Annotated in this window: 14 protein-coding genes and 1 pseudogene; 9 read left to right on the forward strand and 6 right to left on the reverse strand. The window is 60.7% G+C overall.

What is annotated here, in order from left to right; translation table 11 throughout:
* Positions 1-6: 6 nt before the first annotated feature.
* Positions 7-1,671, reverse strand: coding sequence for a tRNA guanosine(34) transglycosylase Tgt (gene tgt, locus ACILSI_RS12210; RefSeq protein WP_395722161.1), 1,665 nt, complete (start codon positions 1,669-1,671; stop codon positions 7-9).
* Between the two features lie 263 nt (positions 1,672-1,934).
* Here tgt and ACILSI_RS12215 point away from each other — a divergent pair, with 263 nt between their 5' ends.
* Entirely contained in the window at positions 1,935-4,388 is a 2,454-nt protein-coding gene (locus ACILSI_RS12215; protein WP_395722162.1) for a PAS domain S-box protein, read from the forward strand.
* A gap of 23 nt (positions 4,389-4,411) precedes the next feature.
* Here ACILSI_RS12215 and ACILSI_RS12220 read toward each other — a convergent pair whose 3' ends face one another.
* Entirely contained in the window at positions 4,412-5,620 is a 1,209-nt protein-coding gene (locus ACILSI_RS12220; protein ID WP_395722163.1) for a nucleoside monophosphate kinase, read from the reverse strand.
* Positions 5,621-5,650: 30 nt separating this feature from the next.
* Entirely contained in the window at positions 5,651-9,919 is a 4,269-nt protein-coding gene (locus ACILSI_RS12225) for a family 16 glycoside hydrolase (RefSeq protein ID WP_395722164.1), read from the reverse strand.
* 109 nt (positions 9,920-10,028) lie between these two features.
* Between ACILSI_RS12225 and ACILSI_RS12230 the strand changes: the two genes are divergently transcribed.
* The 4 genes from ACILSI_RS12230 to ACILSI_RS12245 are packed head-to-tail and all read left to right on the forward strand — an operon-like array spanning position 10,029 to position 16,607.
* Entirely contained in the window at positions 10,029-10,871 is an 843-nt protein-coding gene (locus ACILSI_RS12230) for an AraC family transcriptional regulator (RefSeq protein WP_395722165.1), read from the forward strand.
* 59 nt (positions 10,872-10,930) lie between these two features.
* Positions 10,931-11,632 carry a class I SAM-dependent methyltransferase gene (locus tag ACILSI_RS12235; RefSeq protein WP_395722166.1) on the forward strand — a complete coding sequence of 234 codons (702 nt, stop codon included), beginning with the start codon at positions 10,931-10,933 and terminating at the stop codon, positions 11,630-11,632.
* Between the two features lie 37 nt (positions 11,633-11,669).
* A complete protein-coding gene (locus ACILSI_RS12240; RefSeq protein WP_395722167.1) occupies positions 11,670-14,489 on the forward strand; it encodes a DUF1553 domain-containing protein in 2,820 nt (939 codons plus the stop codon).
* Positions 14,490-14,525: 36 nt separating this feature from the next.
* On the forward strand, positions 14,526-16,607 hold the full coding sequence (locus ACILSI_RS12245) for a LamG-like jellyroll fold domain-containing protein (RefSeq protein WP_395722168.1): 2,082 nt from the start codon (positions 14,526-14,528) through the stop codon (positions 16,605-16,607).
* 89 nt (positions 16,608-16,696) lie between these two features.
* Here the strand turns inward: ACILSI_RS12245 and ACILSI_RS12250 are convergent, their stop codons facing one another.
* Together ACILSI_RS12250 and ACILSI_RS12255 are read right to left on the reverse strand one after the other, a co-directional pair.
* Positions 16,697-17,071, reverse strand: coding sequence for a hypothetical protein (locus ACILSI_RS12250; RefSeq protein WP_395722169.1), 375 nt, complete (start codon positions 17,069-17,071; stop codon positions 16,697-16,699).
* Between the two features lie 18 nt (positions 17,072-17,089).
* The gene (locus ACILSI_RS12255) at positions 17,090-18,769 is read right to left on the reverse strand and encodes a ribulokinase (RefSeq protein WP_395722170.1); all 1,680 of its coding nucleotides are present in this window, start codon (positions 18,767-18,769) and stop codon (positions 17,090-17,092) included.
* Positions 18,770-18,910: 141 nt separating this feature from the next.
* Between ACILSI_RS12255 and ACILSI_RS12260 the strand changes: the two are divergent.
* The 3 genes and pseudogenes from ACILSI_RS12260 to ACILSI_RS12270 all read left to right on the forward strand — a co-directional run bounded on the left by ACILSI_RS12260 (position 18,911) and on the right by ACILSI_RS12270 (position 21,327).
* Positions 18,911-19,588: pseudogene (locus tag ACILSI_RS12260) on the forward strand (DUF1080 domain-containing protein).
* A gap of 70 nt (positions 19,589-19,658) precedes the next feature.
* Positions 19,659-20,450, forward strand: coding sequence for a dienelactone hydrolase family protein (locus ACILSI_RS12265; protein ID WP_395722171.1), 792 nt, complete (start codon positions 19,659-19,661; stop codon positions 20,448-20,450).
* Between the two features lie 19 nt (positions 20,451-20,469).
* On the forward strand, positions 20,470-21,327 hold the full coding sequence (locus ACILSI_RS12270; RefSeq protein WP_395722172.1) for a hypothetical protein: 858 nt from the start codon (positions 20,470-20,472) through the stop codon (positions 21,325-21,327).
* 18 nt (positions 21,328-21,345) lie between these two features.
* On the opposite strand, the gene ACILSI_RS12275 is transcribed toward ACILSI_RS12270, so the two are convergent.
* Positions 21,346-22,806 (reverse strand): peptide MFS transporter, encoded by a 1,461-nt coding sequence (locus ACILSI_RS12275; protein ID WP_395722173.1) that lies wholly within the window; start codon positions 22,804-22,806, stop codon positions 21,346-21,348.
* Between the two features lie 149 nt (positions 22,807-22,955).
* Here ACILSI_RS12275 and ACILSI_RS12280 point away from each other — a divergent pair, with 149 nt between their 5' ends.
* Entirely contained in the window at positions 22,956-25,499 is a 2,544-nt protein-coding gene (locus ACILSI_RS12280) for a protein kinase domain-containing protein (protein ID WP_395722174.1), read from the forward strand.
* Positions 25,500-25,567 lie beyond the last annotated feature (68 nt).

The raw sequence follows: 25,567 nt of genomic DNA on the forward strand, positions 1-25,567 counted from the left end.
CCACTTTTAGCTGACGAACTCCACGCTGGGGCACTCGTGAGCGCTCAAATCGTGATCCATTTCCGGAATCGGTGTCCGTAAAATCAAATCCGGCTTTGGCGGCTCGTCTTCCTTGGCGAGCGACCAGCTCAATCCTTGGCAGAATCGTGATTTCCAGGCACCGCGATGCAGCAGAGTGTCAGCCGCGCCGTGGCGGAGCCAGGAGAAGATTTTTTTGTGGCTGAGGGCCAGTTTGAGCGCGTCGAGATCATTCGCGATGCTGATGACTTGCATCGGACGCACGGCCTGTTTCTGTGCTGCGGCCTCGTAGGCGAGAATGGCGGAGATCGCGGCTGCTCCTGCACCGAGGCCGATGTCCCAGACGATGAGCGGCTCATCGGTTTTCTCGTGCAGGAGCTTCGTGAGCAGCGGGAGATCGTTTTTGATGCTCGTGGGGACAATTTCATCCGAATCAAGCACCCGGATGGAAGAACCGTGAAGTTCGTAGCGGCCGATTTCGTTCAAGGAAGTCGTGGCGCCGCGTTTGGGCGGTGTGACGGGATGATCCAGGTCTTCCTCGGCCAGGATGGCGCGCTTCTCGTGATACAGCGGCAGGAAACGATCTTCGAGAATGCTCGTGCGGATCTCGCACATGAGCTGGTGGTAGAAGTGGATGTTGTGCTGCCCAACGAGCGTCCAGCCAAGTGTCTCCTGCGTCTTCGTGAGGTGATGCAGATACGCACGCGAATGCGTGGCGCACAAGGGGCAGGTGCAGGCGGCATCGAGCGGCGCATCGGCAAACTTGTACACGCTGCGCCGCAACTCGACGATGCCTCGCGAAGTGAAGGCAGTGCCACGTTTCGCCACCTGCGTGGGGATGATGCAGTCAAACATGTCCATCCCGCGATGCACGGCCTCCAGCAGGTCGATCGGCATGCCCACGCCCATGAGATAACGCGGCCGGTCCTCCGGCAGCAGCGCGGCGGTGAACTCGCACACATCCTCGCGTTGATGTTTTTCCTCGCCCACCGCCAGTCCACCAATCGCGAAGCCGTCGAAGGGCATCTCGACGAGTCCGGTGGCGCTTTCCTTTCTCAACTGCGGATACAACGCGCCTTGCACGATAGCGAAGAGCGATTGCGGCGAGTCTTCGCGTGCTGCGAGGCTGCGTGCGGCCCAGCGTTGAGTGACTTGCAGTGCCTTGCGGGCTGTTTTTTCATCGGCGGTGCTCGGGATGCATTGGTCGAGCACCATCATGATGTCGCTGCCGATGCTGCGCTGCGTCTGAATGCTCAACTCCGGGCTAAGCAGGATGCGGCGGTTATCGACATAGCTTTGAAACACCGCGCCCTTCTCCGTCATCGACCGCGAGCGCGGCAGCGAGAAGATCTGGTAGCCGCCCGAGTCCGTGAGCACCGAGCCAGGCCATTTCATGAAGCGGTGAATGCCGCCCATCTTCTCAAACACCTCCGGCCCCGGCCGCAGCAGCAGGTGGTAGGTGTTCGCCAGCAAAATCTGCGATCCCGAGGCCGCCAGCGACTCCGGCGTCTGCGCCTTCACCGTCGCCTGCGTGCCCACCGGCATGAACAGCGGCGTCTGGATCACTCCATGCAACGTCCTAAACGTCGCCGCACGTGCCCGCGAGCCGCTGGCGCATGCTTGCAGTTGGAAATCGAGGCGGGAGGGAGGCATGAAATGTTATTGAGGGCTTTGATTTGATCTGGCATCGGGGAAAGATCGCTTCAATCATCGTTTTCCAGGCGGTGCGGATGCTTCATGTTCCCGCGCCGGTCGAATAAACCATGAAATCCCAATCACCAAGCGGCAAGAGAGCGCGTCGGCTCCCTCGGAAGCTTTCCGTGGCAGGTGATTTGGATCTGACGTGCTTTGTGGAGAATGTTGGCTGCATTCTTTGCAGCATTTCGGTGGAGCCTCGGGGTCGCCTGCGCTTCAAGATGGTGAATCAGGCCTTTCTGGATGCTTCAGGACTCAGGCGAGCCCAAATCTTGGACAAACTGGTGCCGAAGGTGATTCCTGAAGAATCCTGTCAAAGAGTGCTGAAAAACTGTCAGAAGGCCATTCGCACATGCGAAGCAGTGAGCTGGGAGGAAGTCGCACCCGATTCTATGGGGGGAAGGTGTGGCGTGGTAACTATTAAACCGTATCTCAACAAGGCGGGGCGGGTGACACATCTCCTTGGCAGCATCCACGACGTCACCGTACGCAAGCAGGCTGAGGCTGCCGTGATGCGTCAGGCGAACATTTTGCGGGATGCTTTGGAAAAGGCTCCGTTTGAGTTTTGGATGCGCGATCTTTCGGGCGTTTGCATTCTGCAAAATCAGGCTGTCACAGCGCACTGGGGAGACCTTTTGGGCAAAAGACCCGAGGACGCTGACATCCCGGCAAGTGACCTGAAAATCTGGCTCGAAAACAACCGGCGTGCTGCATCGGGAGAGATGGTGGTGGAGGAGGTTTCGTTTCAACACGGAGGCCAGACCCACTGGATGCAAAATGTCATCGCTCCTTTCGGCGTCGGGGATGTCATCCAAGGCATTTTTGGGTTCAATATCGACATTACCAAGCGCAAGCAGGCGGAGATTGCTCTGCGGGAGAGCGAGGCGCGTTATGCCAGGGCCGTTCGAGGCACCAATGAAGGCCTGTGGGAGTGGAATATTGTGACAGGCAAGACCTATTTGTCTCCTCGCTGGAAAGAGCTGCTGGGTTTCGCTGACGACGAGCTTCCCAACGATCGTGAGAAGGGATTTTACGCGCGTTTGCACCCTGATGACCTCCCCGTCGTCGAAGCGGCCCGACGAGAAAATCTGGCTCGGCTGGTTCCCTATTCGGCCGAGGTTCGCCTGCGGATGAAAAGCGGTGATTACCGGTGGTTTCACATTCGCGGACAGGCTGAGGGTGATGCCGTGGGCAAGCCTCTTCTCATTGCGGGGGCGATGTCTGACATCACTGCTCGCAAGCAAACCGAGCAGGCACTGCGACAGAGCGAGGAGCGTTTTAGAGCCGTCTTTGAACAGGCTGCCATGGCGGTGGGGATTATTGACATCGCCACCGACCGGTTCCTGGAGGTGAACCAGCAGTATTGCAACATCACCGGCCGAACGCGTGAGGAAATGCTCGCTGGGAGCTTCATTGAAATGACCCACCCGGATGATTTGCGTGCCAATCTCCGCCTGCATGAGCGGCTGAAGGCCGGGAAGATCAAAGAGCACACCATTGAGAAACGCTACATCCGCCCCGATGGCTCGATCACGTGGGGGTATGTGCATGCCACCCGCATCGCCACGAAAGATGGTTCGCCGGACAGGCTGCTATCCATCGTGGAGGACATCACGGAACGAAAAAAGTCCGAGGAAAACTACCAGCGGGAAGTCAGCTTCAATGAAACACTCGTCAACCACACCTCCGCCATCATTGTCCTGCTCGATCATGTCGGGCGCATGATCTATGTGAATGATGCCATGCTGAAAATGCTGGGTTACAAACGGAGGGAACTGATCAACCACACGCCTTGGGAGGTGGGGGTCATGGACGCTGGCGAGGCCTTGCGCTCGAAGGAGCGGCTGGTTCGCGTGCTGAAGGGGCAGGAAAACCCGCCCAGGGAGGTCATTCTTTGGGGTAAGGACGGCACGCCGCATCATGTTGAGCTTTCCAGCACCGCTACTCGTGCACCAGACGGCACCGCCGACCGCATCATCGTTACTGGGACTGACCTGACCGAGCGCCATCACTTGCAGAAGGAAATCCTGCGCATTTCCGAGCAGGAGCAGGCGCGTATCGGACACAATCTGCATGATGGGGTCGGGCAGACGATGACTGGCATCGCCTCGCTCATGGCGGGACTGGAAAGCGATCTCAAAGGCGGGAGCCGGGCGCAGGCGGAGCGCATCGGGAAACTCATTCAAGACGCTATTTTGGAGGTCCGTCAGATGTCTCACGGTCTGTCACCGATGGCCGTGCAAAACCGCGGGTTGGATGGTGCCTTGAAGCTGCTCGCCGAAACCATCCGCATCAATCATCGAATCGCCTGCAAGCTTGAGATGGATGCCTCCATTCGCCTCGGCGACGTGGAAAAAGAGACGCACATCTATCGTATAGCCCAGGAAGCGGCGAACAACGCCATCCGGCATGGCCACCCCAAAAGCATCTCTCTCTCCCTGCTGAGGCAGGGGGAGCATGAATGTGTGCTCAAAATCGAGGACGACGGCATGGGAATGAAGAAATCGAAGACTGACAACGGCCATGGCATCGGCACGCGCGTGATGAAATACCGGGCTAAATGCATCGGCGGAACACTGGAAGTCAAAGCCAGGCGCGGCCGTGGAGTGAGCGTGGTCTGCCGTTTTCCTTATGAGCCCCGGCAAACGCCCTCCAAGACTGAAAAGCGTGCCTGAACGAGCAAGGATGCCGCGTGATCTTACCCGCGACGAATCTCCGACCCCTTGAACCGAATGCTGAAGCGGAAGACCTTTTTCTTCCGGCACTGGATCTCGCCGGTTTGCAGGTCGAAACGCTCGGGGATCTCGATGAGATGGAGGTCAGCGGTGGCGTGGAAGCCGCGTTCGGAGAAGATGTCGATCAAGATCGCTAGCGCCTCGGCATCATGGAAGAGCTTGTTCTCCGAGTTGATGTCGGCACGGCCTGAAATGGCGTGGCGCACGATGATGGGCATCATCTTGGATTCGATGAACTCGACGACAGCATCCATCAGCTCCGGCTTCTCGACCTTGTAGGCATCGAGGCGGCGCACGAGGTCTTGACGGGCGTGGCGGATGATCTCGCTGGCAAGCGGCAGCTTGCGCAGCAGGTCGAAGGTGCGCGGATCGAGCTCCAGTGAGCTTTGGTATTCGAGCTCCTTGATGATGTTCTCCTGCACCAGCTCCAGCGGCATCTGCGCGTTGATGAAGTGGTAGTGGAAGATCTCCTTCAGCGAGACAAGCGCGTCATAGGTCTTCTCTTTGAAGACCTTGTAACGGTTTCGCGCCAGCGCGGGATCGAAGTCGGTGGCGCGCTCTTCCCAAAGCTCGCCAAGGCCGGAACTGCGCACCTCCGCGTTGTGCGCGAGCACTTCCTGGCCGCGTTTGAGCTGTCGCGCGATGCTTTCCGCCTCATCGACGAAGAGCACCATGATGTGGAAGATGGGCTGCTTGAAATGCGCGGCGTCAGGTGTGTCGAGGAAATCGCGGCGCAGGCGCACCATCTTGTCGAAGAGCATCTTGAGGCACTCCACCTGGACCTTCGTGCGCGGGAAGCCATCAAGGATGGCACCGTTCTGCTGCTCAGGCTCCAGCAGCTTGCGGATGAGGATGCCCACCACCTCACGATCTCCCACCATACCGCCGCGTGCTTTAATTTCGCGAGCCTCCGGTGTGTCGAGCAGGGCGCTGACGACGATGGGCTGCGCATCAATGCCACGCACCTGGCGAATGAAGTCCGTGTTAGTGCCCTTGCCTGCACCCGGCGCGCCACCGAGCAGGATCAGCTCCTTTGGGAAGCGCAGCTTTTCACGGCCGTAGTCGGCTTCGAGCTGCTTCCAGACATGGTTGAAGATGAGCTGGGCATCCTTGATCTCCAAATCAGCCGTGACGGCAGGCTTGGAGGAGGTTTCGGGCAGGGGGGAAGACATGAATGGGTTTATCGCAGGGAGCGATGAGGTTCAACCCTTCAACGTCATCAGATACGCGAGAAAGTCGGCCACCTGCTTGTCTTGCAGCGCGTCGAGCAGGCCTTCGGGCATGAGGGAGCGGCGGATGAACTTGGTGCTGCGGATGTCGGCTTTGGGGAGGCGGCGATCGGGGAGGCCGGCCTGGCGGATGACGACGGCGTCTTTGTCTTCGCTGACGAAGAAGGCGTCGATGAGGTCGCCATTCTTCATTTCGACACGGTAGATGCGGTAGCCGGGCTCCATGGCGGCATTCGGCGTGAGGATGTTGCGCAAGACGGCCTCCAGGCCCATCGCGCCCGCGCCGGAGAGGTTCGGGCCGATTTGACCGCCCGCGTTGCCGATTTGATGGCAGGCCATGCAAAGGGCGCTGAGGGCTTTTCCGGCCTGCGGATCGCCTTTTGGGGCCAAGGCGGTGAATTTGGCAAATTTGGCGTCGAGGGCCTTCGCGGCCTCTTCGGTGAGCAGCGGCGGGGTGTCGATGGTTTTGGCGAGGCGGGCGCCTTTGCCGAAGCGGCCGGGGACTTTAGTGGAGCGATCGGTGGTGGTGTCGATTTGGATCGTGCCTTGGCCGGGATTCATGGGATCAATCGTTTCGAGAGGCCTTTGATCCTGCTTGGATTCACACGGCAGCACGCGGTCAAAGTTCGCGCGAATCTCAGCCGCCGTTTTGCAACGGGGCACCATTCGAAACTCCATCATCGCGCCTTCGGTGCCCTTGCTGGGGCCGCTCCAGCCGATCTGGCAGTTTTTCCAGGCGGTGGGGGCGGGTTTGGTGCCTGCGGCGTCGAGTTCGCCGTTTTGGTAGATGCGAATGATGCCCTTGTCGTCGCGGGTGACGGCGAGGTGGGTCCAGAGATCGGGCGTCATGGGTTTGTTGGCCACGCAGACGTCTTTCAGTTCGGAACCGGCATACACACGGAATTTGCCGCCAAAGAAATTCATGTCCACGCCGCCCTTCACACCGAGGAGGCTGTCTTCATTGCCGATGCCGGGGGCGAGCCGCACCCAGGCCTCGACGGTGAAGGGACCTTCGAGCGTGATCTTCGAATCGACCCACGCGGTGTCTTGGCCGTCGAGCAGCAAGACCTCGCGGAAGATGCCGCCGAGCTGCTGCTGGAGTTTTTCGATGGCGGGATCATCGCCGAGCACCGTGGCGAGGCGTTCGACGGTGGGGCCGTCGAGATCGGCTTGCGGGAGTTTTTTGTCGAGCAAGGCGGTGACGATGGTCTTCGCGCCCGCTTTGCTGCTGGAGAGCGCGTTGAGGGCGCTGCGGCGCTGCGGCGGCTGAAGCGAGGGATAAAGCGCGAGGAGTTTGGTGCCTGCATCGGCTGCGCGTGAGGCGGCGAGGGCTTCGAGCGCGGCATCGCGTGTGAGAGCGTCGGGATCGGATTGAGCGAGGGAGGCGAAGAGATCGGCTTCGGCGCTGCGGAGGTCGCGCAGCACTTTGAGGGTGTCGCTTTTGTTCTTTGTGGCCTTCAAGAGTGCTACGAGGTCCGCTTCGAGTGCCGTGAGCTGGAAGCCGCTGATGAGCTGAAGCGCCAAAGTGATGCGGGCACTCTTGCCCGCAGTCGCGGCGTTTTCAGTGCGGGCAGGAGTGCCCGCATCACTTCCTGCGAGCATCTGCTTCGCGGTTTCGACCAGCAGCGGCGCGATCTGCTTCGCATCGAGCTTCGTGCGTTGCGCGACGAGTTTTTCGGCGACGGCGGCGCGGGATTTTTCGTTCGTGAGGAGCGCTTGGAGGGCTTCGCCGACGCCAGGCTCGGCGGGGAACTGGGCGAGGCGGAGGAGTTCCTCGTCATTCGGGGCGCGGTCGAGCTGCGGGAGCAGTTTGGCGACTCGCGAGGCGCTCGCCTTCGGCTCCAACGCGAGCGAGGCGAGCACGCGGGCCTCCACGGGCAGTTTCGCGGCGGCTTCGGAGTCGAGGAACTTCGCGACGATGTCGGGATGACGCTCCAGGAACATGCGGACGAGGAAGCGCTCGAACTCGCGGTCGTAGGCCTCGCGCACGGGAATTTGCTTCGTGCCGCGGGAGGATTGGATGGTGGGGCCTGGTAGGCTGGGTTTGGCGAAGGCGAGGAGCGCTGCGATGTTTTGATCGGACAGATTTCGACCGATCTGACTGATCTGACCGAATTGACTGCTGGCGAGATACTCTTGAGCGGCAAAATGAGTCGCTGGGAGCTGTTTGCGGTCGAGAAGCTCCTGCCACGCGAGTTGAACTTTGCCGACAGGTTCTTTGCCAAGCGATGCGACAAGCTCCTCGGTGCTCAGCTTCGTGAAATCAGCCACTTCGGTCTTCGCGGCTTTCGCCTTCACCCTCCAGATGCGCCCCCGCGTCTTATCCCGATCCGGATGCGCCCTGGGCACCTCGTTGTGGGAGATGATCTTGTTGTACCAATCGACGATGTAGATGCAGCCGTCGGGACCGTTGGTGAGGGCGACGGGGCGGAAGAAGGGATCATCGCAGGTGATGAGGTCGGGGAGCTGGGCGAGCTTCCAATACGCGCCGTCGCGATGCATGGCGAGGGTTTGGATCTTCGAGATGATCGGATTGGCGACGGCCATCACGTGGGCGGGCTTGGGCAAAGTGGCTTCGGCTTTAGCCGAAGGGTTGGAAGATTCGGCTGAAGCCGAAACCACTTTGGGAGACAGCGAACCTGACTCGATCAACGCGAGACCACTCAAACCCGTGCCGCCCATGCGAAACTCGGCCTGGGGCGGGAAATCGGGCTGGTAGCTCTTCTTCAGTGCCTCCATGCCGCCGGGGTAGTAGGCGTATTCGTGGAAGGGCATGACGGGGTAGCCGTAGTCGTTCGCTTCTTGGATGCAGGCTTCGCCTTCGCCGGTGATGACGAGGCCCCAGATGTTGTTCGGGCCGGTGCTGATGACCTCGAACTCGCTGCCATCGGTTCGCATGCGGGCCATGCTGCACTTCGGCCAATCGACGACCTTGTCGCTGCCGGGTTTGCGGACCTGGCTATTGTTGAAAAGGCCCTGCGCCATCCAGATCCAGCCGCCGGGGGCGCGTGTGAACTGATGCGGAAACAGGTGCGAGTCCTGCACGCCGAAGCCGGTGAGCACGACGTCGAAGGTGTCCGCCTTGCCGTCGCCATTCGTGTCTTTGTAGAGCTTCAAATCGTGACCGTGCTGCACGTAGCAGGTGTCGCCATTACCCCATGGCAGGATGCCGAGCGGGATGGCGAGCCCGTCGGCGAAGACGGTCGGATTCGTGAGTCCGCCCGCGGGAATCTTCGCATTCAAAGACTCCCGCGGATAGACGAGCACTTTATCTTTGCCCTTGCCCGCATACACCGCCTCGGCGGCGGCGGGGTTTTCATTCGAATCGACGGGATACTCCAGCGCGGTCTGCGTCCACAGGCGGCCGCGTTGATCGAAATAAACGCTGACAAATTTGCCGAGGCCCTCGCTCTCCTGCACGACGAGTTCGATCTCGTAGCCTTCGGGGAGGTGGAACTTCTTGAGCTGCTCCTGCGCGGTCAAAGCGGTGCCTTGGACGTTGTTGTAACTGATGTCGCGTTTGGGCGTGGCGGCATTGGCCTGCGGCTTCGGCGGCAGTTTGGCCTTCATGCCTTCGAGGCCGCCGATGCTCTTCCATGTCGGTGCATCTGGCGTGGCAGGCAGCTCCTCAATCGTCACGTCTTTGACCTGCACGAGGCAAACGCCGCCGCTGTGGACCTGCGGGGCGATGTGGCCGTCGAGCGCGATGTTGGGATCGGTCTCGGTGTAGTCCATGCAATGCACGCCATTGATCCAGGTCTGGATGCGCGGTCCTTCAGCGCGGATGCGGTATTCGTTCCAGCCGAAGACATCCACCGCCTTGTCGAGCGCGGCCTGCTGCTCGGGCGTGGGTGCCCAGATGACCTTGTTGCGGCGGTGCTCATCGTAGATTTTGCCGAACCAACCCTCGCCGCAATCGACCTGGTAGCCGCTCATCGCGCCGCCCTCGGCCCGCACGCTGCGTATCTGGATGCCGCTATTCAGCATGCCCGTCTTCGGATCGCCGCTGACCTTGATCTTGAGCTTCAGCTCGAAGTTTTGATACGACTTCTTCGTGCTGATGAAGTCGTTCTTCTTGATCTTCTCCGTCGTGGAACCGCCGGTGATCACACCGTCCTCGACACGCCACATGGCGGGATCAAAGTCCCAGCCATCGAGCGTTTTGCCGTCGAAGAGAGAAACAGGATCAGCACCGAACGCGGTGGCTGAGAGAAATGCGAGGAATAGAAAGGTTGGGCGCATGGTGGGAATACGGATAAAGACAGGCAGGCTAGCAGGAGCGCATGCACGGTGTCATGCCTGAAATGCACCTGAGCGTGACAGGACTGGAAAGCGACGGTTTAATGCCGGGATGAAAACGGCCGCTGATTTGCACGAAACCACCATCGACGGGCCGAAGACGCGGCGCTGGGTGGTGGAGGCGGCGCATTGCGCGGAGATGAGCACGCATCGGATCGCCCGTCTGGGCATGGACGAGGCGCTACCGCCGTATCGACGAGTAAGGATGAGCCCCGAAGGGAGTTTTGTGCTGGCCTGTGTGAGCGGGGAAGGGGAGATCCTGCTCGACGGGCGCTGGCAGCTTGTGAAGCCAGGCATGGTCTGCCTGGCTCCACCACGCGTGCTGAACGCGTTTGCGGCAAAGGGGCGCGAGCGCTGGTGCTTTGCCTGGATTCGCTATGACGAGCCGAGTTTTGTCACCCCCGTGGTCGGCGCGGCCTCACCGGTGACTCCCACGGCGCATTCGGATGAGATTGTGCGCATCATGACCGGCTTGCGGGCCGAGTGTGAGGGCGAAAAGGAGCCGCGCATGCTGCATCACTGGCTGGAACTGCTGCATGCGACGATCCGTCGCATCGCGCAGCCGTGGCGGAGCAAAGAACCCCGCGTGGCGAAGCTGTGGGCCGATGTGGAGCAGGATTTGATGCGGGACTGGACGCTGGCGGAGCTGGCGCACCGCAGTCATTGCAGCCCGGAGCATCTTCGCCGCCTCTGCATGCGCGAACTCGGCCGCAGCCCGATGCAGCACCTGACCTGCATGCGAATGGAGCTGGCGCGGCGGCTTTTGGAGCGGGAAAACGACAAGCTGGAGGTCGTGGCGGCGAACGTCGGCTATGCGAACGCGGCGATTTTCTCCCGCGTGTTCCGCCGCTGGGTCGGCGTGGCACCGGGCGAGTATCGCGGCCAGGGGCGGTGAGAGATTCGTGCAAGCAGGCGCTTGGCGGTCGATTCGATTGATGCTCTCTTCCACGCCGCATGTCTGAACGCGCCACCGACGAGACCACCCTCTTTCGCCAATCCTGGACCCTCTACGACTCCATCTCGGAGATGAACTACATGTTTCATCGCGAGATTTATGCGCACATCACCGCGCTGTTGAGTCAGCGGCATGCGGGTGGCCCGTATTCGCTGCTCGATCTAGGCTGTGGGAACACGCGTTTTATTGCCCCGTGTCTCAAAACGGCCACACCCAGCCGCTATGCGGGGGTGGATCTCTCGGAAGCTGCTTTGAACGAGGCGCGTGAGTATTTGAGCGGCCTCGAAAATGTGGCGTTGCATCACCAGGACATGCTGCAAGCCGTGCAGGCCGCCGCCGCGCCCTTTGACGTCATTTTCAGCGGCTTTGCCGTGCATCATCTTGATGCGGAGGCGAAGCAGGCGCTTTTCCACGCCTCCGCGGCAAAGCTCGCCCCTGGCGGCCACTTCATCCTGGCGGATGTGGTGCGCGAGGAGGGCCAGACGCGTGAAGAATACCTCGAAGGCTATCTGAATTTCATGCGCACGCAGTGGACGGCGGTGCGCACCGATCATCTCGAAGAAGCCTGCGCTCATGTCGCCGCGTTCGACTTCCCCGAGACGTTCTCGGATCTCAAGCGCATGGCCGCAGAGGCTTCGCTGACGAACGTCCGTTTGGTGGATCGCTTTGCCCAGCATCATGTCCTCGTCTTCAGCGCCTGAAAGAGCCTCCAGCGGCCTCTCGTTTGCGTTCGCACGCATGCGCCTTCTGTTTTCCACGCTCATTCTCGCCACCACGGCCTCCGCTGTGGACATGACGCACTTTGAGCAGCGCATCCGCCCGCTCCTGATCGCGAACTGCATCGACTGTCACGGCCCGGACAAGCAAAAGGGCGGCCTGCGCCTCGATTCCCGCGCCGGCTGGCAAACTGGCGGCGATTCCGGCCCTGCCATCACACCGGGCAAGCTGGATGCCTCGCATCTCTTCCGAGCCATCAGCTACACCGACCGCGATTTGAAGATGCCGCCGAAGCGGAAGCTCAAGGACAGTGAGATCGCCGATCTCAAGCTCTGGATCGAGTCCGGCGCGCCTGATCCGCGCGATGAGGTCGTCAGCACCGGCGGCAAATCGAAGGCGGCTCGTGCCGATGCCAGTTTTTGGTCTTTCCAGACTCCCAAGCTCACAACACCGCCTGATGTTAAAAACACCGCCTGGCCCGCGAACGACATCGACCGCTTCATCCTCGCCAAACTGGAGCAAAACAGCCTCACACCCGCGCCGGAGGCCGATTCACACACGCTGCTGCGTCGTCTGAGTTTTGATCTCACGGGTTTGCCTCCTGATGCCTCGCATTCATCTCAGGCGTCTTATGAGAAGCTCGTCGATGACTTCTTAGCCTCTCCCGCCTTCGCCGAGCGCTTCACCTCTCACTGGCTGGACATCACACGCTTCGCGGAATCCTCCGGCGGCGGGCGTTCGCTGCCGTTCAAGGACGCGTGGCGTTTTCGTGATTACGTCCTCGAATCCATCCGCGACAACGCGCCGGTGAATCGCATGATTTTCGAGCAGATCGCGGGTGATTTGATGCCGTTTGAGAATGCTGAGCAGCGCCGCCGCCAGCTCACCGCCACCGGCTTCCTCGCCCTCGGGCCGACGAACTACGAGGAGCAGGACAAGGGCATGCTGCGCATGGACATCGTGGATGAGCAGCTCGACACCATGGGCCGCGCTTTCCTCGGCATGACGATCGGCTGCGCCCGCTGCCATGATCACAAGTTCGACCCCATCTCCACGCGGGACTACTACGCGCTGGCCGGCATCCTGCGCAGCACCAAGACGCTCAAAAACTACACCGACAACGTCGCGCATTGGATCGACACGCCGCTGCCGCTCGACGGCGCGGCTGAAGCCGCGATGCAGCAGCACGAGAAACAAGCCAGCGCGCTCAAGGACCAAATCGCCGCGCTCAAGGATGATTTGCGCGATGCGGGCAGCGCCGATCTACGGCAGCGTAAAACCATCGCCGTCACCGATCTGCCTGGAGTCGTCGTCGATGACAGTGAGGCGCAAAAAGTCGGGATGTGGAAGAACTCGACCATTTTTGGTCCGTTCATCGGCAGCGGCTACGTCAGCGATCACAATGACGGGAAAGGGGAGAAGACCATCTCCTTTGCGCCAAAGCTGCCGAAGTCCGGACGCTACGAGGTGCGCGTGGCCTTCAACGCCGGTCCCGGCCGTGCCGAGCGAGTGATGGCGAACATCCTGCATGCGGATGGCGAGGAGCTGAAGGACTTCAAGATGGCCACTGAGAAGCTGAAGGGGCTGCAATTTGCCTCTCTGGGCACCTATCGCTTCGAGGCCAACGGCCAGGGCTTCGTGCTCATCACCAACGCGGGTTCCGAAGGCTATGTGACCGTCGATGCGGTGCAGTTCTTGCCAGTGGGAGCGGTGGAGAGTAACACAGTCGCCGCGAAAGAATCGCCCAAGGCCGCCAAGCTCAAGACGCAGCTCTCCGAGCTCGAAAAACAGCTCAAGCTTCTGCAAAAAGACCTTCCCACGCGTCCTGAGGCCATGTCGGTGGCTGAGGACGAGGCACCGGAGGACGCGAAGGTTCACATCCGTGGCAGCATTCGCAATCTAGGCGCTCCGGTGCCGCGCGGTTTCATCCAGGCTGCCATGCGTCCGAACGCGCCTGCCATTCCTGCCGATGCGAGCGGCCGTCTCCAGCTTGCGCAGTGGATGACCTCGCGCGAGCATCCGCTCACCGCCCGCGTGATGGTCAATCGTGTCTGGCACTGGATCTTCGGCGCGGGCATCGTACGCACTACGGACAACTTTGGCTCCACCGGCGAGGCTCCGAGCCATCCTGAGCTGCTGGACTACCTGGCAGTGAAATTCATGGAAGACGGCTGGAATTTGAAGCGCTTGGTGAAGGAGATGGTGATGTCGCGAACTTACCGCATGGCCTCTCTGGGACAGATTCATGTCAAAGACCCGGACAACCGCCTTCTCAGCCGCATGAATCGCAAACGCCTCGACGCTGAGTGCCTGCGCGATGCCATGCTCGTGGCCGCTGGCACGCTGGAGCGCTCGTTTGCCGGTCCAGGCGTGAGCGAGGTGAAGGCCATCGACGCCAATGACCAGAAGATCCAAAACATCGAGTATGGTTACCAGTTCCTCGACACGCGACGCAGTGTTTACACCGCCGCCTTTCGCAACGTGCGTCATCCGTTGTTTGAGGTCTTCGACTTTGCCGACATCAATCAGCCCATCGCCCAGCGCACCACCAGCACAGTGGCCACGCAGGCCTTGTTCCTGATGAACTCGCCCAAAGTCATCGAGCAGGCCCGCTCCGCTGCTGAGGTCGTGCTCAAATCCAGTGACGACACTGCCGCCCGCATTGGGAATGCCTTCCAAATCTCCCTTCAGCGTCCGCCCACGGCCAAAGAGCAGGCGCAGGTTCGTGACTTCCTTGAATCCTCCGTCTCGGGCAATGCCACGGCGGAAGAGGTGCGTGATCTCTGGGCCAGATTCATCCAAACACTCTGGGCCACGCCTGAGTTCCGCTTTTTGGATTGAGGATGAAAGGCCGGTGCGGAGCGCCGTACTGGTTTCATGAGAAAAATCTGCTTCTTGACCCTGCTGCTGGGTGTTTCGGCATCCTTCCTTCACGCTGAATTCAAAGCCGGAGCTGCGGTCATCGACATCACACCGCCCAAGCTGCCGGTGCTGGTCAATGGAGGCATGCTGAGCCGTTATGTGGATAAGATCAACACACGCGTGAACGCCCGCGCCATCGTGGCGACGGACGGGAAGACTCAAATTGCCATCGTGGTGGCGGACAGTTGCATGATGAGCCGCGAGGTGCTGGATGACGCGAAGAAGATGGCCTTGGCGAAGACGGGCATCCCGGCGGACCGCATGCTGATCTCCGCCACGCATGCGCATTCGGCCCCGGCGTCGATGGGATGCCTCGGGACCGATGCTGATCCGGCTTATGTGCCCTTTTTGAAGGAGAAGCTGGTCGAGGCCATCGCGGCGGCGCAGGCGGAGCTGAAGCCTGCACGCATCGGCTTTGCCAAGGCGGACGCGGCGGAGTTCACCGCGTTGCGGCAGTGGATTCGGCGACCGGACAAGCTGGCGGAAGATCCTTTCGGCAATCTGAGTGTGCGAGCCAACATGCATGCTGGGGCGAAATGGGATGATGCGGTGGGTGAATCGGGCCCGGAAGACCCGGACTTGTCGCTAATCTCGATTCAAACCCACGACGGCAAGCCGCTGGCCGTGCTGGCGAATTTTTCGATGCACTACTTCGGCGACAAGGACATCAGCGCCGACTACTTCGGCCTGTTCTCGGAAGGATTGCAGCAGCGCATCGACTCGAAGGGCAAGATGGTGGGCATCATGTCCCACGGTTGCAGCGGGGACATCTACCGCGTGGATTACAAGGTGCCTGCGGAGCAGCGCCCCAAACCCACCATTGACGAATACACACAGGGATTGCTCGACATTGCGATGAAGGCCTATGCGGGCATTCAGTATCGTGACGACGTGGATGTGGCGATGGCGGAAAAGCGCATGACTCTGAAATACCGTGTGCCGGATAAACAGCGCCTCGAATGGGCGCAGCGCATCATGGCCGAGGTGGGCGACCGCCTTCCGAAGACGACGACGGAAGTCTATGCGCGCGAGCAGATCCTCCTGCATGAGAAGCAGCAGACCGAGATCGTGGTGCAGGCTCTGCGCATCGGCGACATCGGCATTGCCACCACGCCGAACGAAACCTATGCGATCACCGGTCTCAAAATCAAAGCTGCCAGCCCGCTGCCTCATAACATGGTCATCGAACTCGCCAATGGCGGAGACGGCTACATCCCGCCGCCGGAGATGCACGCCTGGGGCGGCTACAACACCTGGGCGGCACGTTCCGCCGGTCTGGAGGTCATGGCGGAGCCGAAGATCACGCAGGCGGCCATCGGCTTGCTCGAAACCGTGAGCCAGGCACCGCGCATGCCGTGGGTGCTCGGCGCTGGCCCCGCGACGAAGGCTGTGGCTGATCTGAAGCCGGCATCCTACTGGCGCTTGAACGAGTTCACCGGTCCTGTGGCCGCCGACGAGACGAACAATAACCGAGATGCCGCTTATGAAGGCGGGGTGGCCTACTACCTCGACGGTCCGCATTCGAACAAGTTCTGCGCAGGCGAGGTGAACCGCTCCCCGCACTTCGTCTCAGGCCGCTTGTGCTCTCAAATGAGCGGAATAAGTGAGAACTACTCCGTCTCGATGTGGATCTGGAACGGCATGCCAAACGATGGTCGCGATTTCTGCGGCTGGTTTTACTCCCGTGACCACAACCACGGCGTCAGTGCATACGGCGAGCATCTCGGCGTCGGCGGCAAGAGTGGCAACACCGGCAGGCTGGTCTTTCAGGGCAGCAGCGGCCCCGTTGCTGGCAAGCCAGAGCTTCCTCGCTGGACCTGGCAGCATGTCGTCCTCGTGCGTGAGGCCGACACGGCGCGTGTTTATCTCAACGGCGCCCTGGAAATCGAAATGAAGGCTCCGCGAGTGAGCATTCCGGCCGTCTTCTTTGGCGGACGCAGTGACAACGAAAACAACTGGGAGGGCCGTCTCGATGAGATCGCGGTGTTTGATCGCGCGCTGAGCGCGGAGGAAGTCGCGAAGCTGGGGGTGAAGTGAACTGGCCTTCAATGGCCGAGCGGCATGAGAGGTTGTAGATTCAGTGAGCTGTCCTAGCTGCGCGGGCTGAGATTGTGCTCAGTTTGCTGTTAGACTTCTTCGTCATCAGAACGATCGAGATAGTCCTTCACCCACATGCCAAGGAAGAATAGCAATGAGAGGATGAGAATCACATTGTGATAGTCGCGCAATTCATGGCTAATCAGAGGGGGCAGTACGAGGTTCAGCATAAAAAAGAACATCGCGAACGTGCCCAGTCGTGACATCGGGAACCGATTGCCAAAAAATGTTTTCCAATGCAGCCACCAACCCCAGCGATTCCTCATCCACGGCCAATAGAAACAAACTCCAAAGATCCCAGCGAGGCCGCCAAGCAACATCGCACCCACAATGAAGACTAAAACCGTCTTGCCGTATGTGGAGTCTGAATTTTCCGCGGCGATTGTGACGAAAGACCGGGGCATTTAGGTTATCGAATGAAATTAGCTCTGGCGCGCACGGATGTCGAGAAGCTGCTTCATCACATGGCTGAGCTGGCCGCTCCAGTCGGCGGCGCCGAAGGCATCATGCACGTCGCGATAGAGCGCATAGAGCTCACGATAAACGGCCACGTTCTCGGGAATCGGGTGATACACCTTCTCGCGGATGGCGGTGACTTTGGACTGGAGGTCCTGCCAGGTGCCGGCTCCGGCGGCGGCGGCTCCGAAGATGGCGGCGCCGAGGGCGCAGGTTTGCTCGCTCTGGCTGACTTTCATGGGCTTGCCGATGATGTCGGCGTAGATCTGCATGAGGGTGGCATTCTTGATGGAAAGACCGCCGGTGTTGATGACTTCCTCGATCTTCACGCCGTATTCCTCGACGCGTTTGATGATGGTCAGCGCGCCGAAGGCCGTTGCTTCGATGTAAGCGCGGTAGATCTCGTGCGCCTCGGTGTGGAGCGTCTGGCCGAGCAGCAGGCCCGTCAGACGCACATCGACAAGGATGGTGCGGTTGCCGTTGTTCCAATCGAGCGCGAGCAGGCCCGTCGCGCCTGGTTTCTGGCCCTCCATGGCCTTTTCCATGGCCACAAACTTCTCGCCGGTGGTTTTGCCGTAGCTGTCGGGCACGAGGTGATTCACCAGCCACAGGAAGAGATCGCCCACGGCGCTTTGACCGGCCTCGATGCCGTAGTAGCCGGGCAAAACGCTGCCATTCACGATGCCGCACACGCCGGGAATGTCGGCGAGCGGTTTGCTCGTGGGTGAAATCATCAGATCGCAGGTGCTGGTGCCGAGAATCTTGACCAACGTGCCCTCTTTGATGCCTGCGCCGACCGCACCAGTGTGCGCATCGAAGGCACCGACACACACGGCAGTGCCTTCCTTCAATCCAAGACGCTTTGCCCACTCGGCGCAGACGCCGCCCGCCTTCGTGTCGGTGGTGTGCGCTTCGGAATAGAGGCGATCACGCAGATCGGCGAGTTTCGGGTCGAGCTTGGCCAAAAAATCCTTGTCCGGCAAACCGCCCCATTCGGTGCTGAACATCGCCTTGTGACCCGCGGCGCACACGCTGCGCTTCAAGGTGAGCGGATTCGTGTTTCCGGTCAAAACGGCCGGAATCCAGTCGCAATGCTCCACGAAGCTGAAAGCCGCACTGAAGACCTTTTCGTCCACGCGGCGCAAACGCAGGATTTTGCTCCAGAACCACTCGCTGGAGTAGATGCCGCCGCACTTCGCCATGATCTGCGGGCGGATCTCGTTGCCGAGTTTGGTGATCTCCGCGGCCTCGGCATGGCCGGTGTGATCTTTCCACAGCCACACCATCGCGTTGAGGTTGTTTTTAAACTCCGGCAGCAAACCGAGCGGCGTGCCATCTTGATTCACCGGAATGGGCGTGCTGCCCGTCGTGTCGATGCCGATGCCGACGACCTGCGCGGCATCAAAGCCTGCGATTTTGGCCTTCGCCTGCTCCAACGCGCCCTTCACCACGCTTTCGAGGCCGTCGAGGTAATCCTGCGGATTCTGTCGCGCCACATGCGGGTCCTTCGGATCGAGCAGGATGCCCATTTCGCCGCTCGGGTAGTTGAAGACGGTCGATCCGGCCTCCGCGCCGTTGTCGAGGTCGATGAGGAGGGAGCGGCAGGAGTTCGTGCCGTAGTCGATGCCAAGGGCGTAGCGTTTCATGGTTAGGAAAGTGGGCCGGAGTGTTAGCGGAATCATCCCGCAAGGCGAGCCAAAACCGGACGAGGTTTGTGATCTCAAAGTGTCTGATCTTGATGGCAGACGGAGAAAGACAGTGCCAGTGCTCCCGTTTACCAACGCCCTATGACCAACCGCCTGCTTTCTCTTGCCGCCCTTGTTTCCTTTGCTGCCAACCTTCATGCCGAGGATGCCTTGGTGCCTCTGTTTGATGGCAAAACACTCACAGGTTGGGAGCAGCACAGCGGGACGGCGGAGTATCGCGTGCAAGATGGCGTAATCGTGGGCAAGACGGTGCCGAACACGGGGAACTCGTTCCTTTGCACGGTGAAGAAGTACTCCAATTTCATCCTGGAGGTCGAGTTCAAGGTGGACCCTTCGATGAACTCGGGCATCCAGTTCCGCAGCAACTACTACACGGAGGAGACGGAGGTGGAGATCGCGGGCAAAAAGAAGAAATTCCCGGCTGACCGCGTGCATGGGTACCAGTTTGAGATCGACCCGAGCGCCCGCGCCTACACCGGTGGTGTGTATGACGAGGGTCGTCGTGGCTGGCTGTTTGACCTGAAGAACAACGAGGCGGCGCGGAAGGCCTTCAAGCAGGGCGAGTGGAACCAGGCGCGCATCTAGTGCCGTGGCAGCAGCATCAAGACCTTCATCAATGGCGTCCCGGCGGCGGATTTCACCGATGAGATGACGAAGGAGGGCGTGATCGCGCTCCAGGTGCATGGCATCGGCAAGAAGACCGAGGCGGTGGGCAAAGAGGTGATGTGGAAGAACATCCGCATCCAGGAGATCAAGTAGAACGAACTTCCGAGTTCATCCGGGAAACGAGTTGGAAAACTCGTTCCACGCCGCTTATCATCCGCCAACCATGAAGACCCAACGCGCCCTGCTTTTCATCACCTCCTTGCTTTGTTCTGCCAGCTTGTCGCAGGCGGAGATCAAGGAAACCGTCGTCGAATACCAATCGGGAGGCGTGACCTGCGAGGGACTGCACGTCGTCGATACCGCGAAGACGGGCAAGCTGCCGTCCGTGCTGATCATTCACCAATGGACTGGCCTGAGTGACAACGAGAAGATGCGGGCGCGGATGCTGGCAGAGCTGGGTTACAACGTATTCGCGGCGGATGTGTACGGCAAGGGCATCCGCCCGCAGCCGCCGGAGTCTGGCAAAGAAGCGGGCAAGTACAAGTCCGACCGCAAGCTCTACCGCGAGCGCATGCTCTCGGCGCTGGAGGTGCTGAACAAAGACGCGCAGACTGATCCGGCGAAGGTCGCGGCGATTGGCTACTGCTTCGGCGGTACGGGCGTCATCGAGCTGGCCCGAAGTGGCGCGGTGGTGAAGGGCGTGGTGAGCTTCCACGGCGGTCTCGATTCGCCCACACCGTCGGATGGCAAGAACATTAAGGGCAAGGTGCTGGCGCTGCATGGCGCGGACGATCCCTTTGTGCCGGCGAAAGACATCGCCGCCTTTGAGCAGGAGATGAAGGACGCGAAGGTGGACTACAAGCTGGTGAATTATCCCGGCGCGGTGCATGCCTTCACGCAGAAGGCGGCGGGCAATGACAACAGCAAAGGCGCGGCTTACAACGAGGCCGCAGACAAGGCCTCGTGGGAGGAGATGAAGGCGTTCTTCGAGCGCTTGTTCAAGAAGCAGGGCTGAAACATCCACTTCCACGACCATGAAGCGATTCTTCCTGCTTCCGGCCTTGCTGGCCAGTGCGGCGCTTGCCGCAGCGGAGGAACCGAAGACGAATTTCATCCGTTTCGTGGAGGAAGAGAAGAGCGATAGCCTGCAAACAGCTGTGGTGAGCTACGAATCGCCGCAGAAGGTGAAGGTCGATCTCGTGGGGGCCATCCACATCGCCGACAAGGCTTACTTTGACGGCTTGAACACGCGGTTCAAAGGCTACGACGCCGTGCTGTATGAACTCGTCGGGCCGTCGATGGAAGATCGCGGCAAGGCGGACACCACGAAGGATGCGCAAAACCTTGCGTGGGTGGGGCAGATGCAGGCGATGATGAAGGACGCGCTGAAACTGCACGGCCAGCTCGAAGGCATCGACTACCAGGCCAAAAACTTTGTGCATGCGGACATGAACATGAGGCAGTTCACGCAAACGCAGGAGACGAAGAAGGAGAGCTTCCTCACGCTCTACCTGAAGGCCGTGCAGGCGCAGAAGTCGGCGAACGCGAAGAAGGGGCTGGATTCCGACACGGCCGGGCTGGTGATGCTGCTGAAGGTCTTCACTGCCAAGGACAGCAGCACCGGCCTGAAGCGCATGATGGCCCAGGAGTTCGACAGCGTGGAGGACATCATGGCGGGCGTCGAATCCGGCGACGGCACCGTGCTCGTCGGCGAGCGCAACCGCGTGGCGCTGGAGGTGATGGACAAGCAGATCGCCGCCGGGAAGAAACGCCTCGCGATTTTTTACGGGGCCGCGCATCTGGCCGACATGGAGGAGCGCTTGCTGAAGAAGGGCTTCAAGCGCACGAAAGTGGAGTGGCTAAAGGCTTGGGATTTGCCGCACGAGGAGTGAGCGGCTCGTCTTACGCGCTCACTTGATACCCGGCATCAGCTTGGTGATCGGCTTGGCGAGAAGCAGCAGCACGAGGCCGGAAATGCCCGCCGTGGCGACGACATCCATGAAACGCGCGGGCATTTGAGCCGTGGCATCGCCTGTGACCTCGCCAGCCAGCAGTCCGGCGAGGATGTTGCCTAGGGCGCTGCCAAGGAACCAGATGCCCATCATCTGGCCGGTGAGGCGTGGCGGTGAAAGTTTCGTCACGGCGCTCAAACCGACCGGACTCAGGAACAACTCGCCCAAGGTGTGGATCAAAACGACGGACATGAGCCACGTCGGCCACACGGGGCCGGTGCTGAGCGCCCGCTGCGCCGCCCATGCGGCCACGGCAAAGCCAATCGCCAGCATGAGCAGGGACCAGGAGACTTTCACGGTCAGCGAGGGGGCAAGATTGCGTTTAGCGAGCTTTACCCAAATGACGGCGATCAACGGGGCCAGTCCGATGACCATGAGCGGGTTCAAGGATTGGAACCAGCCCGCTGGAATTTCAAAGCCGAGGAACTGTCGCTGTGTGAAGCGTTCGGCGAAGATGCTGAAGGACGAGCCCACCTGCTCAAAGCCGGCCCAAAACAGCGCCGAGGCCAGAAACAGCACCACGATGACTCCCAGCCGCTTTTTCTCCTCGGTGTTCAGTCCGGCAAAGCCAAAGGCCCAGAGGAAGAACAGGCTGGCGATAGCGACGATGACCGAGGCGGTCCATTTGGAGAGCCACATCACATCCAGGTGAATCACGCCAGCCACGCAGAGCACGGTGAAGACAACCGTGAGCAGCATCGCAGCGCTGAAGACCAGCCATTCACGCCGCACATTCTGACCCGGATGCTCCATACGGTTGCCATACTCCGCGATCTTGTGACGCGTCAGCTTGAACTGCACCAGTCCAAGAAACATACCCGCCGCCGCCGCCATGAAACCCCAGCGCCAGCCGATGGACTCACCAAGGCCGCTGCAAATCATCGGCCCCATGAAGCCGCCGAGATTGATGCCCATGTAAAACAAGGTGAAGCCTGCATCACGTCGTGCGCCGCCTTCGGGATAAAGCTGGCCCACGAGCGCGCTCATATTAGATTTCAGCAGGCCGGAGCCGAGCGCCACGATCAGCAGACCGACATAGAAGGTCTCCACGCGATGGATGCCCAAAACGAGATGTCCGAGGGCAATGACGATGCCGCCATACCATACCGCTGACTTCGCGCCGAGCAGGCGGTCGCCAATCCAGCCGCCTGGCAGCGCCGCCATGTAAACCACGGCGGTGTAGAGTCCGTAGATGGCGGTGGCGGTTTCATCCGTGAGTCCCATGCCGCCTTTCTGCACCTGATCCACCATGAAGAGCACCAGCAGCGCCCGCATGCCGTAGTAGCTCATGCGCTCCCACATTTCCGTGAAGAACAGCGTGTAGATGCCGCGAGGGTGCCCGGTGGGTTCTGGAGTCATGAGGAGCGGCCATCCAAGACGGCAAAGCTCAAAACGCCAGCGCTTCATACGGCCCTTGTCTGTTTTAGCGGGGATGGCCGCGAGTTTTGGCACTTCGCTGCTCGACATCGGGACTGGCTTGCAGTGTAATTCGTTGAAACCAACCTTTCATGCAGCCCTCAACCCGTACTCCGCCGGACATTCGTGATCACGAGACGATCCGTCTCATCGGACGCGGAGCGTTTGGCGAGGTGTGGCTGGCCCGGAGCGCGACCGGCGTGCTGCGGGCGGTGAAGGTGGTGTGGCGGGAGGATTATGACCGGCCGGAGTCGTTTGAGCGCGAGTTCGAGGCGCTGAAGCATTTTGAGCCGATCTCACGCCGTCACGAGGGGCTGGTGCCGATCTTGCAGGTGGGGCGAAGTGATCAGGAGGGCTTCTACTACTATGTGATGGAGCTGGCGGACGACGTGGAGCGTGGGCGAAACATCGACGCGGCGACTTACAAGCCACACACGCTGGGCTTGCAGATGAAACGTGAAAAACGTGTGTCGGCGGAGCAGTGCATCAAACTGGGCGCGTCGATTGCGGAGGGGCTGGATTACCTGCACCGCAACCAGTTGATTCATCGCGACGTGAAGCCGTCGAACCTGATCTTCATCGACGGTGCGTGTCGTCTGGCGGACATCGGGCTCGTGGCGCTGCTGGGGCAGCGGAGTTTTGTGGGCACGGAGGGGTTTGTGGCTCCCGAAGGGCCAGGAACAGCGGCGTCGGACATTTTCTCGCTCGGCATGGTGCTGTATGAGGCCAGCACGGGCAAAGACCGGCTGGATTTCCCGGATCTGCCCTCATGTTCTGAGACTGGAGCGGACTTGGAAGTGTGGCGCAGGCTGCAAGACGCGATCTGCACGGCCTGCGCACCCAAAGCCAAGGGACGCTTCGTCAACGCGCGTGAGATGGCGCTGGCGCTGCGTGGCGAGCCGCTGCCATCCTCGCGCAAGCTGATGTGGTCGTGGATCGCCGCCGGTTCGGTGGCGTTGGTGCTGGCGGTGGGTTTTGGCATGTGGCTGGCGCAGAGCCAGCGCGCCCGGGCGATGGTGGCGATGAACAACAGCGTGCCGCGTTTGAAGATCGTGACGACGCCGCCTGGCGCGGTGGTGTTCGCGGGCGAGGAAAAAATGGGCGAGACGCCGCTGGAATTGAATCCGGCCGAGGGCGTGCCCGTGATTTACCAACTTCGTTTGCCGGGGCACAAGCAGATCGAGATCGAGCACATCGCCTCCGACGCGAAACCGGCGGAGTTTGACCTGAAAATGGAAGCCTCCCGTCTGCCGCAAAAAGGCGAACGCTGGATGAACAGCCTTGGCATGGAGTTCAAACCGGGGCCGGGCGGACATCTCAGCGAGGAACCGGTGGAGATGAAATTTTTCCGCCGATTCCTCGAGGCGACGGGCCGTTCTTTCGAGGGGAAGGTGGTGCGCTACCAGCAGGGCAAGGACGCGCATTCGGCCTACCTCGTGGTGGTGCCGGACAGCGACGCGGAGGCGTTTCGTTACTGGCTGACGGATCGTGATCGCAGCGAGGCGTTTCTCAGCCAGGAGCATCATTACGCGGTGGAGCCGTTTTATTTTGTGGAGAGCGGCCTGCCAGCGGCGGAGGAGATGCCGGACGGGCGTGAGGTGGAGACGGATCCCTCGGAGGAGAAAAACTGGCGCGCTTTTCATCTGCGGGTGGAGCGCCAGACTTACGGCAGCGTGATCGTGCGCAGCCAACCGGAGAAGGTGCGCGTTTATCAGCATGAGCAACTGCTGGGCGAGACACCGCTGGAACTGCCTCGCATTCGCACCGGGCCGGTGGAGTTTGAATTGCGGGAGGAGGGCTTCGCCGACGTGGTGCTGGAGGGTGAGGTGAGGGAAGGGGAGCAGGCGGAGTTGTTTGCGGACATGCAGACGCGTAAGGCGGTGACTTTCGGCCGGCAGTGGAAGGCGAACAGCCTGGGCATGAATTTTGTGCCGCTGGGGGATGTGATGATTTCCGCATGGGAGATCCGGCATCGCGATTTCATCGAGTACAGCAAGGCCGCGCAGGCACGGCGTCCAGGCCGTGTGGAGGACAGCGGCAAAGGCGGCGCTCTGCCTGTGGTGGGGGTGGATCGAAACGAAGCGCGGGCGTTTTGCGCCTGGCTGACCGAGCGTGAGCGTAATGCGGGCTTGATTGGGGTGAAGGATGTGTACCGCCTGCCCACCGATGAAGAATGGAGCCGCGCCGCCGGACTGCCGCCGGAACGCGGAGCCACCCCGGAGGAACGAAACGGTCGCATTCGCGGTGTTTACCCTTGGGGCTATGACTGGCCGCCACCGAACGGTGTGGACAACCTCGCGGACATCAATTCCGCCCGCAAAGCCAGCCTGGACAGCGCCATAGCCGGTTATGAGGACAAGTTTCCGTTCCTTGGCCCCGTGTCAGCTCTGACACCGAATGAGCGCGGCATTTGCGGACTCGCGGGCAATGTTTCCGAGTGGGTGGACACTGATTTCGAGACCACGCCTGCCGCAAAGCCGGGTGAAGTCGCGAAACCATCCCTCGGCACGACCCGTGGCGGCAATTGGCGCACCGCCTCGCCAGAAGAGTTGCTGGCCTCCGCCCGCATGCCGGTGCCTGCGGAGACACGGCGGAACACCATTGGCTTCCGCGTGGTGCTGGTACGCGGGAAGTGAGAGTCACCAAGCGGTCAAGGCTGCGCCCGTTAAGGTGGTCAAGCAGGTCCGTTACGACACTTGACCAT

The organism is Prosthecobacter sp., assembly GCF_044232965.1.
Lineage (GTDB): Bacteria > Verrucomicrobiota > Verrucomicrobiia > Verrucomicrobiales > Verrucomicrobiaceae > Prosthecobacter.